This window comes from Mycobacteroides chelonae (assembly GCF_016767715.1).
GTDB lineage: Bacteria > Actinomycetota > Actinomycetes > Mycobacteriales > Mycobacteriaceae > Mycobacterium > Mycobacterium gwanakae.
The window spans coordinates 4,209,575-4,222,489 of sequence record NZ_CP050145.1 but is presented as its reverse complement, the minus strand read 5'-3'; the positions used below and the strand labels follow the sequence as shown (position 1 = coordinate 4,222,489).

At 64.4% G+C, this 12,915-nt stretch carries 10 protein-coding genes and 1 pseudogene; 5 read left to right on the top strand and 6 right to left on the bottom strand.

From position 1 onward, the window contains the following. Positions 1 to 29 precede the first annotated feature (29 nt). Positions 30 to 833 (top strand): GAP family protein, encoded by an 804-nt coding sequence (locus HBA99_RS20930; protein WP_057968082.1) that lies wholly within the window; start codon positions 30 to 32, stop codon positions 831 to 833. On the opposite strand, the gene HBA99_RS20925 is transcribed toward HBA99_RS20930, so the two are convergent. Further along, positions 830 to 1,777, bottom strand: coding sequence for a GlxA family transcriptional regulator (locus HBA99_RS20925; RefSeq protein WP_057969759.1), 948 nt, complete (start codon positions 1,775 to 1,777; stop codon positions 830 to 832). The two genes, HBA99_RS20930 and HBA99_RS20925, sit on opposite strands and share 4 nt — an antisense overlap. A 70-nt stretch (positions 1,778 to 1,847) precedes the next feature. On the opposite strand from HBA99_RS20925, the gene HBA99_RS20920 reads away from it, so the two are divergent. Beyond that, positions 1,848 to 3,281 (top strand): MFS transporter, encoded by a 1,434-nt coding sequence (locus tag HBA99_RS20920; protein ID WP_234796028.1) that lies wholly within the window; start codon positions 1,848 to 1,850, stop codon positions 3,279 to 3,281. On the opposite strand, the pseudogene HBA99_RS24890 reads toward HBA99_RS20920, so the two are convergent. Further along, a pseudogene (locus tag HBA99_RS24890) lies at positions 3,195 to 3,596 on the bottom strand (lysostaphin resistance A-like protein); the annotation flags it as partial. The gene HBA99_RS20920 and the pseudogene HBA99_RS24890 sit on opposite strands and share 87 nt — an antisense overlap. A gap of 651 nt (positions 3,597 to 4,247) precedes the next feature. On the opposite strand from HBA99_RS24890, the gene HBA99_RS20910 reads away from it, so the two are divergent. From HBA99_RS20910 to HBA99_RS20900, 3 genes are all read left to right on the top strand, one after another. Then, positions 4,248 to 5,012 (top strand): acyl-[acyl-carrier-protein] thioesterase, encoded by a 765-nt coding sequence (locus tag HBA99_RS20910; RefSeq protein WP_070923178.1) that lies wholly within the window; start codon positions 4,248 to 4,250, stop codon positions 5,010 to 5,012. Positions 5,013 to 5,283: 271 nt separating this feature from the next. Then, a complete protein-coding gene (gene aceA / locus HBA99_RS20905) occupies positions 5,284 to 6,576 on the top strand; it encodes an isocitrate lyase (protein WP_030096386.1) in 1,293 nt (430 codons plus the stop codon). A gap of 156 nt (positions 6,577 to 6,732) precedes the next feature. Continuing rightward, positions 6,733 to 7,602, top strand: coding sequence for a 3-hydroxybutyryl-CoA dehydrogenase (locus tag HBA99_RS20900; protein WP_057964368.1), 870 nt, complete (start codon positions 6,733 to 6,735; stop codon positions 7,600 to 7,602). 218 nt (positions 7,603 to 7,820) lie between these two features. Here HBA99_RS20900 and HBA99_RS20895 read toward each other — a convergent pair whose 3' ends face one another. Genes HBA99_RS20895 through HBA99_RS20880 form a run of 4 tightly spaced genes read right to left on the bottom strand, consistent with a single transcriptional unit; the run spans position 7,821 to position 12,797 of the window. Continuing rightward, positions 7,821 to 9,803, bottom strand: a complete 1,983-nt coding sequence (locus HBA99_RS20895) for a 5-oxoprolinase/urea amidolyase family protein (RefSeq protein ID WP_070933363.1) — start codon at positions 9,801 to 9,803, stop codon at positions 7,821 to 7,823. A 5-nt stretch (positions 9,804 to 9,808) separates the two neighbouring features. Next, the gene (locus HBA99_RS20890) at positions 9,809 to 10,417 is read right to left on the bottom strand and encodes an urea amidolyase associated protein UAAP2 (RefSeq protein WP_412458118.1); all 609 of its coding nucleotides are present in this window, start codon (positions 10,415 to 10,417) and stop codon (positions 9,809 to 9,811) included. Further along, positions 10,414 to 11,247: an urea amidolyase associated protein UAAP1 gene (locus HBA99_RS20885; protein ID WP_070952012.1), complete on the bottom strand. Its 834-nt coding sequence runs from the start codon at positions 11,245 to 11,247 to the stop codon at positions 10,414 to 10,416. Before HBA99_RS20885 ends, HBA99_RS20890 begins: the two co-directional genes overlap by 4 nt. After that, positions 11,247 to 12,797, bottom strand: coding sequence for an amino acid permease (locus HBA99_RS20880; protein ID WP_070952013.1), 1,551 nt, complete (start codon positions 12,795 to 12,797; stop codon positions 11,247 to 11,249). The genes HBA99_RS20885 and HBA99_RS20880 overlap by 1 nt, the downstream gene beginning before the upstream one ends. Between the last annotated feature and the right edge of the window lie 118 nt (positions 12,798 to 12,915).

The following is a 12,915-nucleotide window of genomic DNA, read 5'->3' as shown; positions in this document are numbered from 1 at the left end:
TCGCGAGCAAACAGAGTAGGGTTACCGATATGTGGCGCGAACTGTTGGGGTTGGCATTTTTGATGTCACTCAATCCGGTGCTGCTTGGCCTGATTTTGGTGGTCATCTCCCGGCCTCGCCCGGTGCAGAACCTCTTGGCCTTCTGGGTTGGTGCACTGATCGTGAATGTGCCGTCCTTCCTTGTCGCGCTTTTCGCACTGCATCTCGTCCCGAGTTTTGCGTCCTTCGCGAAGAATCTCGCGACGGCGGACCCGGGCTCCTCGGTCAAGCCTCTCCAGTTGGGCACAGGTGTGTTGTGCATTGTGCTGGCCGTTGTGATCGCCGTGCGGCTTCGGTCGCGCAAGAGAGAGAATCAGCCTGTGGCCGCAGGCGGGGGCGGGGATTCATCGGTTTTGGTCCTCGATCCAGAGACGCCGACCGCCGAACCCCAGTCTGTCGGCCGCATCAGAAGTGCCATCAGCGTTGTGGTGTCGAAGTTTCGACGTCTTTTCCACCATGGCAAGGGCGCCTGGGAAAACGGCGCGCTGTGGGTCGCCCTGGTCCTCGGCATTGGATACATGCCGCCGCCCCCGCTGGTGCTCCTCGTCGACACCATCATCGTCGGCTCGGGAACGTCCATGGGTACGCAGATTCTGGCTGCCATCGTGTTCGTCTTCGCGATGCTCGCCGTTTTCGAGGTGGCCCTCATCAGCTACGTGATCGCCCCGGCGAGGACTCAAGCCGTGCTGGAACCGGTTCACAATTGGGCCCTTGCCCACCGGCAGCTGGTGCTTCTCATTCTTTTCGCGGTGGTCGGGGTCTGGCAGGTGCTTACCGGCGTAGGCATCGTCTAGCTGCCCCGGAACGTCTTTCGGTAGTGGGTGGGACTCATGCCGAATCCGCGGCGCAGGTGATGCCGCAGATTCGCGGCCGAGCCCAGGCCCGACCTTCGCGCCACCTCATCCACGGCAAGATCGTGCGATTCCAGGAGCGCCCGGGCGCGTTCGACGCGCTGCTGCCGCACCCAATCACCGGGTGAGAGTCCGGTCTCGTCGCGGAAACGCCGATTGAAGGTTCGCATGCTCATTCGGGAATGGTCGGCCAGCTGCCGCACCGTCAACGGTTCGGTGAGGTTTTCCAGTGCCCAGCTGCGAGCGGATGCCGTTGAATTCCCGGTGCATTCGGGAAGCGGGCGGTCGATGAACTGTGCCTGGCCGCCTTCCCGCCACGGCGGCACCACGCAATACCGCGCCACGGCGTTGGCGGCCGCCGTGCCGTGATCTCGTCGAATAATGTGCAGGCACAGGTCGATTCCCGAGGCCAGCCCCGCCGACGTCAGCACGTCGCCGTCGTCGACGAACAGGACCGCCTCATCGAGCAGCACCCGTGGATATAGGGCACGAAAATCGTCTGCCTTGTGCCAATGGGTGGTAGCGCGGCGCCCGTCAAGCAGTCCCGCGGCAGCCAGCACGAAGGCTCCGGTGCAGATGGAGACGATGCGCGTGCCCGGGCGGATGGTGTCGAATGCGGCGCGGAGTTCCTCGGTCAACTCGCCCCGAAGGCGCGCCGGCGGATACCTGGTGCCGGGGATGATGACGGTGTCCGCGCGATGTAACGCAGACGGCCCCTCCTCGGGGGTGATCGTGTATCCCGAGGTGGTCTTGACTGGGGCACAGGACAATCCGCAGGTGATGACCCGGTAGTGGTCGGCACCGGCCTGACCGAACATCAGCGAGGGGATGGTCGCGTCGAAGCCGACCAGGGGTTCGAGCATCAAGACGGCCACCGTGTGTGCCATGGCATGATCTTCACACCTATTGGCATTTATGCCAATTGTGGGTCGAGCCGATATCGGTCAGCCTGGGCAGATGACGCAGTCTCCGGTGCCCAAAACCTCCAAAACCCTCAGCCGCCGCCGGCTGCACCCTGCCTGGACCATCGCCGCGGTGGCATTTGTCGCGGTGCTTGCCGCGGCCGGATTCCGATCGGTCCCAGGCGTTCTGATGGATCCGCTGCACGCAGAGTTCGGGTGGTCGCACGGCACCATTGGGCTGGCGATGTCGATCAACATGACGCTGTTCGGGCTCACTGCACCATTCGCGGCCGCGTTGATGGATAAGTTCGGAGTGCGTTCGGTGCTGGCGGCGGCGCTCCTGTTGATCGCTACGGGCACCTTCCTGAGCGCGTTCATGGATTCGTCTTGGCAGCTTTTACTGCTCTGGGGTGTGCTGGTGGGCGTCGGCACCGGATCGATCTCGATGGGATTCGTGGCCACCATCGCAACGAGGTGGTTCGTCGCGCGCCGTGGATTGGTCACCGGCGTTTTGACCGCCGCCAGCGCCACCGGGCAGCTCATCTTCTTGCCGCTGGTGGCGGTGGTGGCCGGCGCCTACGGCTGGCGGTGGGCCGCGGTGATCGTGGCTGTGTCGGCACTTTCCGTGGTTCTGCCGGTCGTGCTGTTCATGCGAAACCGACCGGCGGATAAGGAAGTTGGCCCCTACGGTGCCGACACTGACGAGTCGGGGGCCGCATCCGGTGGTTTCGGTGCGGCGTTCGAGGGACTGCTCATCGGAGCGCGACAACCGGTCTTCTGGCTATTGGCAGGCAGTTTCGCGATATGCGGTATGACCACCAACGGATTGATCGGCACACACTTCATTCCCGCGGCGCACGATCACGGGATGCCGACGACCATGGCCGCAAGCCTGCTGGCGCTGATCGGGATCTTCGATGTCGCGGGAACGGTGTTCTCCGGATGGCTCACCGACCGGGTCGATGCGCGTGTCCTGCTGGGCATCTACTACTTCGGGCGTGGCCTATCGCTGATGTTGTTGCCGGCGTTGCTTTCTGCGCGTGCTGAGCCGTCTACCTGGGTGTTCATCATCTTCTATGGGCTGGATTGGGTGGCCACCGTGCCACCGACCATCGCGCTGTGTCGAAGTTACTTCGGGGATCGCACCCCCGTGGTGTTCGGCTGGGTTTTTGCCTCGCACCAGCTCGGTGCGGCCATCGCAGCAGCAGGTGCGGGATGGCTGCGCGATCAGGAGGGCAACTATGACAACGCTTTTCGGGTCGCCGCTGGACTCTGCGTCATTGCGGCGGTGATGTGTCTATGCGTGCGGGAACGATCGTCAGCTGATGAGCATGTCGAGGTAGATCAGGTTGACGGCGATATGAATGGCTATCGGAGCCCAGATGTTTCGGTATCGGCTCCACAGATAGCCCTGCATCACGCCGAACGTTCCCTGAATCGCCACGATGGTCGCGAGGTCCACGGCCAAGGTGGTGGCGTGGACGTGTGAGGCGAGATGCATGGCGGCAAAGAGCACTGACGCGGTGGCGATGGCCGGCCAGCGGCCCACCAACGACTCCAGCCGGGTCTGTACAAAGCCCCGGTAGAAGACCTCCTCGAGCACGCCTGCGGTCAGCAATGTGATCAGCGATGCCACCGCCACGGTGACGGGGTCGGGCAGGCCGGACAGTGCGCTGGCCGGTGGCGCGAGAGGGCCGAGTCGGGCGAGTGCGATCCATGCGACAACCGGAACGATCGGCGCCAGCGTGCGGGTGCGGTCCAGGCGGGTTCTCCATCGAGCCTTGGCGCCGTCTCCGCGGAGCATCCGAAAGGCCAACAGGGGGATCACGAGAAACATCAGCACCTTGATGGAGCTGTACACGGCATCAAGCGGTATCCCCGCGGTCGTCGCCGTGACGATCAGGGCGGGGAATGCGAGGGCCGCTCCCGCCAGTACCCACGCCTCACGGATGAGGCGCCCCCGATCGATGTCGGCAAGCGGGTCGATCGCTGGCAGATGCGCCGGTACCAGGCGCGTGAGCAGCACCACGGTCAAGGTTGAGGCCAGCGGCATCCACAGCGGATAAGGGCCGGCCGCTTCATCGGAGGAGAATCGGACCAGGGTGTGTCCGGTGAGCGCGAGTCCGCCGATGGCGATGACGAACAACAGGCCGGCGGCCGTGAGAAGACCTCGGCCGACCCGGTAGTTACGTTCTGGCCGCGTGGCTACCACCAGGTGATCGTATGGCCCAGCGGAGAGCACGCTGCGTGAACGAGCCGTCAAGAATGCGAGATCAACTGGCCCTTAATCGAATACGCCGCAACACGCTGTCGATTTTTGGCCGGTTTCGGTTGTGGGACCATGGATTGCGAAGAATGCGCGGTTGACGCAGTCTCCGTCGTGCCGGGAGCCGGCGTGACCTCGCGAAAGGACCGAACCGTGAGCGTGGAAGCCAGCACCGGCCTCGACAAGGACATGATGCCCGTTCCGCACGCGCATCCTCACGTCTACGAGGGGCGTTGGCCCGTTCGCATCGCCGACGTCGACTCCGGCGGGCGTCTACGGCTGGACGGGGCCGCTCGGCATATCCAGGACATCGGCCAAGATCACCTGCGGGGCGTGGAGGCCGAGGACAGCCACCCGCACTGGATAGTCCGCCGCACCATGATCGACGTGATCAAGCCGATTGAGTTCAGGGAGGAGCTATGGCTGCGCCGCTGGTGTTCGGCCACTTCTAATCGGTGGTGCCAAATGCGGGTGCGGGTGGATGGCAGAGCGGGCGGCCTTATCGAGTCCGAGGCGTTCTGGATTCACGTCAGCCGCGAGACCCAGGGTCCGGCGCGTATCGAAGACGACTTCCTGGCCACTGTCGCGTCCACCACGGAGGTGGACCGGTTGCGGTGGAAGCCCTACAACAAGCCCGGTAACCGTGAGACGGCGACCGATGTCCGGGACTTCCCGGTGCGCTTCACCGATATGGACCTGTTCGACCACATGAATAACTCCGTTTACTGGAGCATCGTCGAGGATCACCTCTCGCGGAATCCGGAGCTGCTGTCGGGCCCCTATCGGGTGAGCCTCGAACACGACTCCGCGGTTTCGCTGGGAGACAAGCTCGAGATCATCACCAACGTCTACGAGGACGGAACCGAGCTTGGCGTCCCCGGTCGCAGTGTTACAACGCTCACATATGTCGTTGGCGACGAAGTGAAGGCTCTCGCATCGATATTCGCTCGATAACTAGACGCGGTGTCGACGGTTTAACAGTACGAGCGTTCTGAACAGGGGATTGTTGGTTACCGATCGGTAGCAACAGTACGGGCGTACGATTAGCCGCTTCGCAAGGTTAGCAAAAGCCCGTTAATACCTAGCGAAAATTGGCATTGGGAACGGGTGGACCTGCGCATATGGTCTGTGACATCGTCGTAACAGTCAACGCAGTGAACGTGCCTGGGCGTTAACAATCTGTCTGCGACAGCCAAACGCCAGGGCAAGTAACAGAGGAGCACCAATGTCGAATGTCGGCAAGCCGCGCACCGCGGCCGAAATCCAGCAGGACTGGGACACCAACCCCCGCTGGAAGGGCATCACCCGCGACTACACCGCCGCCCAGGTCGAAGAGCTGCAGGGCAGCGTCGTCGAGGAGAACACCCTGGCCCGCCGTGGCGCGGAAATCCTGTGGGACGCCGTCACCAAGGACGACGACTCGTACATCAACGCGCTGGGCGCGCTGACTGGCAACATGGCCGTGCAGCAGGTCCGTGCCGGCCTCAAGGCCATCTACCTGTCGGGTTGGCAGGTTGCCGGTGACGCCAACCTCTCCGGCCACACCTACCCAGACCAGAGCCTGTACCCGGCCAACTCGGTGCCGGCCGTGGTTCGCCGCATCAACAACGCCCTGCTGCGTGCCGACGAGATCGCCCGCGTCGAGGGTGACACCAGCGTCGACAACTGGTTGGTGCCGATCGTCGCCGACGGTGAAGCCGGTTTCGGTGGCGCCCTGAACGTCTACGAGCTGCAGAAGGCCATGATCGCCGCGGGTGCCGCCGGTACCCACTGGGAGGACCAGCTGGCCTCGGAGAAGAAGTGCGGCCACCTCGGTGGCAAGGTGCTGATCCCCACCCAGCAGCACATCCGCACCCTGACCTCCGCGCGCCTGGCCGCTGACGTCGCCAACACCCCGACCGTCGTCATCGCCCGTACCGACGCCGAGGCCGCCACCCTCATCACCTCCGATGTGGACGACCGCGACAAGCCGTTCGTCACCGGTGAGCGCACCTCCGAGGGCTTCTACAACGTGCAGAAGGGCATCGAGCCCTGTATCGCGCGTGCCAAGGCCTACGCTCCCTACGCCGACCTCATCTGGATGGAGACCGGTGTGCCGGACCTGGAGGTCGCCCGCAAGTTCGCCGAGGCCGTCAAGGCCGACTTCCCGGACCAGCTGCTGTCCTACAACTGCAGCCCGTCCTTCAACTGGAAGCAGGCGCTGGACGACTCGACCATCGCCAAGTTCCAGAAGGAGCTGGGTGCCATGGGCTTCAAGTTCCAGTTCATCACCCTGGCCGGCTTCCACGCCCTGAACTACTCGATGTTCGACCTGGCTTACGGCTACGCCCGCGAGGGCATGACCGCCTACGTCGATCTGCAGGAGCGCGAGTTCGCGGCTGAGGCTCGTGGCTACACCGCCACCAAGCACCAGCGTGAGGTCGGCGCCGGCTACTTCGACCGGATCGCCACCACCGTGGACCCGAACACCTCGACCGCGGCGCTGAAGGGCTCGACCGAAGAGGGTCAGTTCCACTAAGCAGAGCCGAGCTCTAGCCGGGCAATGCGCCCACGTCAAGACTCTCGGTGTGACCCACTGAGTTGACAGCACAGGCCCCGCCCACGTATCCCGTTGGGCGGGGCCTGTGTGCTGGAAAGTCAAAACTAACAACGATGTTCAGGGAGTAGCACGAAGATGACGGATGGAATCACGCGCGTAGGAGTTATCGGCGCCGGACAGATGGGCGCGGGTATCGCCGAGGTATCGGCACGTGCCGGTGTCGACGTCCTGGTGTTCGAGACCACCGAGGCGCTGACGACTGCCGGTCGCGACCGCATCACCAAGTCGCTGGACCGCGGTGTCTCCGCGGGGAAGATCACCGAGCGTGAGCGCGATGCCGCCGTCGCCAACCTGAAGTTCACCACCGATCTGGCCGACTTCTCTGATCGTCAGCTGGTCATCGAAGCGGTCATCGAGGACGAGTCCATCAAATCCTCGATCTTCGCCAAGCTCGACGAGGTGATCACCGATCCCGATGCGGTTCTCGCGTCGAACACCTCCAGCATCCCGATCATGAAGATCGCTGCGGCGACCAAGAATCCAGGCCGCGTGCTGGGGCTGCACTTCTTCAACCCGGTGCCGGTCCTGCCGCTCGTCGAGCTCATCTCGACGCTGGTGACCACGCCCGAGGCAGCCGCGCGCACCGAGGCCTTCGCCAGCGAGGTGCTGGGTAAGCAGGTTGTCCGTGCCGCCGATCGCTCCGGTTTCGTGGTCAACTTCCTGCTGGTTCCCTACCTGTTGGCGGCCATCCGGATGGCCGAATCTGGTTTTGCCACAGTCGAAGACATCGACAAGGCGGTCGTGGCGGGGCTCTCGCACCCGATGGGACCGCTGCGCCTTTCGGACCTGGTGGGCCTGGACACCCTCAAGCTCATCGCCGATTCGATGTACGACGAGTACAAGGAGCCGCTGTATGCGGCTCCGCCGCTGTTGCTCCGGATGGTCGAGGCCGGGCGCCTTGGCAAGAAGAGTGGCGTCGGGTTCTACGAATACAAGGCTAAGTAAGCCACCCCACAGCGCGAGGGCGCACCGTACGCACAGATCTCAGCCCGATTGTGTGCGAACGGTGCGCCCTCGCCGTGTTTGGCGACAGCGTCGCTCTCGGCCCCTGGAAATGTCGGTGTGCCCATTTCTCTTGACCAAGATCGCCAGGGATGGTTAATTCAGACAGCAAAGTGACACGCCCCGGTATTCGCGAGCGAGGGGTTCGGGGCGCTCACTTGCTAGACTCGGGCGAATTCGCCCGCAGTGCTCCATGCTTCGCGCTCGGCCGCGTATGCCGAGCGTTGGTGATCGCGGAACTCGCCTATTGACGTCGCGTTTTGGGCAAGGAACGTCGAGTATTCCGCCATGGAGAACTCACCGTCGGTGATCGTGACGCCGCCGGTGCCGCGTCCGGTGGCAAGCTCGTCGCGCAGCTCGAGCAGCTCCTCGGAGTTCACCGGGTACCAGCTGATCTGGTCGAAGAACCGCAGCAGCCACGGCGTCCCGGGTTCGAACGCGCCGGCGTTGTCCGGGTGCCGATGGTTCCAGATCTGTACGGTCCGCCCCACCAGCTGATATCCGCCGGGTCCCTCCATACCGTAGATGCACAGATACGCCCCGCCGATACCGACGGCGTTCTCGGGGGTCCAGGTACGCGCCGGGTTGTACTTGGTGGTCACCAGGCGATGCCGGGGATCGACGGGGGTGGCCACGGGTGCGCCCAGGTAAACATCACCCAGACCCAGCACTAGATATGACGCGTCGTACACCGTGCGATAGACATCGTCGACAGTGTCCAGGCCATTGATGCGCCTGATGAATTCGATGTTCCATGGCATCCACGGGGCGTCCGCGCGCACACCCAGGCGGTAGCGCTCCATGGCGTCGCGGGCCGAGGGGTCGTCCCACGATAGGGGCATGGCCACCCGGCGGCTGGGCACCACCAGCTCGTCGGAGGCGGGCAGATGCTCGTCGATATCGTCCAGTAGCCCTAGCACCTTGCCCATGGGCAGCCTGTCGGGATCGAAGTGCACCTGTAGCGAACGGATGCCCGGAGTCAGATCGACGATGCCGTTGGTGTGGGTGTCCTCGAGCCGCTGGTGCAATGCGTGGACGCGCGCGCGTAGGGCCAAATCCAGTGTGATGTCGCCATATTCGACCAGAATGTTGTCATCGCCGCTGCGCCGGTACGTCACATCGGGTGCGTCCTCACGCGCCGGACGGTAGGCCAGTACGCCGTCGTCGCCGTCGCCACGAGTGGAGAACACCGAGGGCCAGTGCCCACGCCGATCGATACCGATCGAGCGCAGCGATGCGCTGCGGGAGGCCTCGATTCTGACGAACCGGAGGGTATCGCCGGCGCGCAGCTGACCCAGCTTCCACCGGTCGGCCGAAACCACCGTGACCGGGCAGACGAACCCGCCCAGACTGGGGCCATCGGGGCCGAGCAGAATGGGGGTGTCGCCGGTGAAGTCCAGGGCGCCAATCGAATACGCATTGTCATGGATGTTCGACGGATGCAGGCCAGCCTCGCCACCATCGGTGCGCGCCCATTGAGGTTTGGGGCCGATGAGGCGCACCCCGGTGCGGTCGGAGTTGAAGTGGACCTCGTAGTCGGTGGACAGCAGTTCGTCGATATCGCTGCGGGTGAAGAAGTCGGGTGCGCCGTGTGGCCCCTCGGTGACCGCGAGCTCCCAGTGATGGCCGATGGCCGGTTGCGCGTCACCGGGAATGCATTGCGGTTCGGTGCCGTCGGAGTGGCCCAGCGGGAGGACATCCCCGGCGGCCAGGGCACGTCCCGCTGGACCGCCGAACCCGCCGAGGGTGAAGGTGGCCGCGCTGCCCAGGAAGTGCGGCACCTCGATACCGCCGGCGATCAGTACGTAGATCCGCATGCCGGTGTCGGCCGCGGCACCCACCGACAGCGTGCCGCCAGCGGGAACGGTGATGGCACGCCATTGGGGGACCGGCGTGCCGTTGAGGGTCACCGGTGCCGGTGCGCCAGTCACGCAGACAAGCGTGTCTTCGGCGAAACGCAGGGTGGGACCGGCGAGCGTCGCCTCCAGTCCCGCGGCGCCCTCGGGGTTGCCGACGGCCTTGTTGCCGAGCCGGAACGACAGGTCGTCCATCGGGCCGGACGGTGGCACACCCACCTGCCAGTACCCGGTGCGTCCGGGCCAGTCCTGCACCGTCGTAAGCATGCCGGGTGCGGTGACCGTCATGGTGCTCATGCGCTCTCCACCACCATTCGCACCGGCGTGGGATCGAATCCGTTGCACGGGTTGTTGATCTGCGGGCAGTTCGATACCAGCACCAGGGTGTCGACCTCGGCCCGGAGTTTGATCTTCTTTCCCGGTGCCGAAAGACCGTCGACAATCCCCAGTGTCCCGTCCTCATCCACCGGCACGTTCATATAGAAGTTGATGTTGGACACCAGGTCTCGTTTACCCAGGCCCCACTTGGCGCCTTCCAGCAGAAAATTCTCCACACACGCGTGCTGGTGTTTGGTGTGGTGGCCGTAACGCAGGGTGTTCGATTCCTGCGAGCATGCTCCACCGATGGTGTCGTGGCTGCCGACTTCGTCCTCCACGATGGTCATCAGCGGACTGCCGTCTTCTGCGCGCAGCACTGTTCCACTGCGCAGGAACAGGTTTGACTGCGCAGCGATGGTCGCCTGTGCCGAATAACGCACTGCGGTGTCGGTTGCCCAATACAACAGGGTGTCGACGGCCTGGTTGCCCTTCAGGTCGATGATCGTGAGCACGTTCCCGGCGGCGACGACAGCGCTCCACGGGGCACGGGCAGGGACGACTTCGTCGAGAACCGTGCTTGTCACAGTGTTCCTCCGTTCCGGGCGGCGGCCCAAGCGTCTTCGGTGTTGAGCACCGCACGTTGGTATTCCGGATCGTTGTTGGGCAGGTTGGTCAACTCATCGAGCGCGGGCCAGGCCAGCACCTGGACGGGCCCGGTGTCGAAGGTCTCCGACGGATCGAGGGGGTGGGCGGTGTTCACCAGCAGGGCGATCACCGGCAGGTGGATCAGCAGATCCACCGCCGCCCCCGCGCCAGCGGTGCCGGTGCTGTGTAGTGCGCCGTCGGCCTCGGCACGTACCCCGTGGAAGAACGACACCGATGGACCGATGTCACGCGGAGCCAACCCATGTTTTGCGGCGGCCAATGTGAACAGCTCACGCCCTGCGGGGCTCTTCGAATAGAGATCGCCTGCACCATATTTGGCGGTATTCGCGGTCAGCGTGCTGGTTCCGCAGAAGGTGTCGTGATGTCCGGAGCTGTCGGCGACGATGGTGGCCAGCACTCGGCCCTGATCCGAGAGCAGGGGATGCCCGGTGCCGAGATAAGCCTGCCACGGCACCTTGACGGTGTCGGCGACGTTGAGCCGCTCCCATGGGGCATCGGCGCGCAGCAGCGCTACGCTCACGCACGCCGAGCCGGTGACGTCGGTGAGCCGGAGTCGAGTGCCGCGTCCGAGCACCTTGCCTGCGTACCGGCCGCCGGGGACGGTCTCAGCCCAAATCAGGGCCGACGCGGTGATATCGCTGGGGGGCCAGGGCCAGTTCGAGGCGGGCAGCACCGGCATCGCGTCGGTGATCTGGCCTGCTTGTGCGCGGGCGTGGTCGCGCGCTCCCTTGGTGGTAGCGGTGGTCATCAGGAGAGCTCCTCGGTGGTGGAATCGGCACGTCGCGGATAGGCCGCGATCCCGGCGATGAGCACCGCGGCGATACAGATCGGAGCTATCCACACCAGGTAGGGGTGTGTGCCGGTCGGATCGAAAACGGCCGCGCGCGGCCAGGACAGGTTGAGCACCATGAAGGCGCCGTAGCAGACGGCAAGGATGTTAATCGGGAGCCCGAATCGTCCGAGAGAGAAGAGCTTTCGTCCGTCGGCATCGGTCTGACCCACATTCGCATCCCACTTGCTGCCGCCGATGCCCAAGCGGCGCAACAATAACGGAGTGGTGACCATCAGGTAGGCGAGGTAGATCAATGCGATACAGACGCTGCAGAGGCTCGTGAACAGTGCGGCATTGCCGAAATTGACAACCAGGATCAACACACAGCACACACCGACCACCACCGCTGGTGCGATGGGTGTGCCGGTTCGTGGGTTCACATGCGAGAGCACGGAGGAGAACGGCAGCTTGCCGTCGCGGGCCATCGAGAACATCAAGCGTGAGGCCGCGGTCTGGATGGCCAGGGTGCAGACAAACACCGCGATCGCCACGTCGACGAGCAGCAGGGTGCCGAAGGGGGAGGCCAGCTTGCTGTCCAATACATAAGGTAGGCCGCCGGTGGCGAGCTGGCCGTCGGTCAGGCTGGGGGCGGCCATCAGGGCGCCCAGAATCATCAGCGCCCCGCCGATCGCCGACACCACGATCGCGGACAAGATGGTGCGCGGGGCGACCCGGCGGGGGTTCCGGGTTTCCTCGGCGAGTTCACTGGCCGAACCGAATCCGACAAGCACATAAGCGGCCATGAGTCCCGCTGCCAGGAATGCCCACGGATAGCCGCTGCCGGCCTCGCTGGTGTGTAGCACCACGCTCGGACCGCGTTCGGCGCTGGCGAAGAGCATGCCCACCACGGCGACCACGCCGACGATCTCACAGGTGACGCCGATGGAGTTGATGCGGGACATCCAGTTGACCCCGACGGCGTTGATTGCCGTGGTCGCGACCAGAAGCAGCGATCCCAACAACACCGCGTTCGAGGCGCCGCTGACACTCGTCAACGAGGAGTCGGTGCCGATGAGCTGGAATCCGCTCCAGATCGTCGGCAGGACCACCTGCAGGGCGATGGCCGCCGCGGATGCGGTCACGATCTGGGCGATGATCATGAACCAGCCCGCGAACCAGCCCACCACGGCACCGCCGAGCCGGCGGGCCCATTGATAGATGGCCCCGGAGATGGGGTAGCGCGCCGCGAGTTCGGCGAAGTTCAGCGCCACCATGTACTGCCCGGCGAAGACGATCGGCCAGGTCCAGAAGAAGGCCGGGCCGCCGAAGCTGAACCCGAATGCGAACAGCTGGAAGATCGTCGTCAAGATCGAGACGAACGAGAATCCGGCTGCGAAGGATGCGAATTTGCCAAGGCTTCGGTGTAGCTGAGGTTTGTAGCCGAATGCGGCAAGGTCGTCGGAGTCGGAGCCGGCGATGCTCGCCGCGGACCGGGCCGCGGATTCGGTGGCCGTCGGGGCGTTCATGGGCACTCCCAAGTCGGTCCTCGGGCACCGTTTATGCGCCCTGTGTGGGTTGGAAAACCCACGTCTATGTGGGAAGAAATATCTGTCATGCGATAGGTAAGTAAGTCTGACGGGCGCC

Bases quoted from the DNA above. Each gene is read 5' to 3' on its own strand.
- HBA99_RS20925 (WP_057969759.1), bottom strand. From the start codon at position 1,777: ATGGCACACACGGTGGCCGTCTTGATGCTCGAACCCCTGGTCGGCTTC.
- HBA99_RS20920 (WP_234796028.1), top strand. From the start codon at position 1,848: ATGACGCAGTCTCCGGTGCCCAAAACCTCCAAAACCCTCAGCCGCCGC.
- HBA99_RS20885 (WP_070952012.1), bottom strand. From the start codon at position 11,247: ATGACCACCGCTACCACCAAGGGAGCGCGCGACCACGCCCGCGCACAA.
- HBA99_RS20895 (WP_070933363.1), bottom strand. From the start codon at position 9,803: ATGACGGTCACCGCACCCGGCATGCTTACGACGGTGCAGGACTGGCCC.
- HBA99_RS20910 (WP_070923178.1), top strand. From the start codon at position 4,248: ATGATGCCCGTTCCGCACGCGCATCCTCACGTCTACGAGGGGCGTTGG.
- HBA99_RS20880 (WP_070952013.1), bottom strand. From the start codon at position 12,797: ATGAACGCCCCGACGGCCACCGAATCCGCGGCCCGGTCCGCGGCGAGC.
- HBA99_RS20930 (WP_057968082.1), top strand. From the start codon at position 30: ATGTGGCGCGAACTGTTGGGGTTGGCATTTTTGATGTCACTCAATCCG.
- aceA (WP_030096386.1), top strand. From the start codon at position 5,284: ATGTCGAATGTCGGCAAGCCGCGCACCGCGGCCGAAATCCAGCAGGAC.
- HBA99_RS20900 (WP_057964368.1), top strand. From the start codon at position 6,733: ATGACGGATGGAATCACGCGCGTAGGAGTTATCGGCGCCGGACAGATG.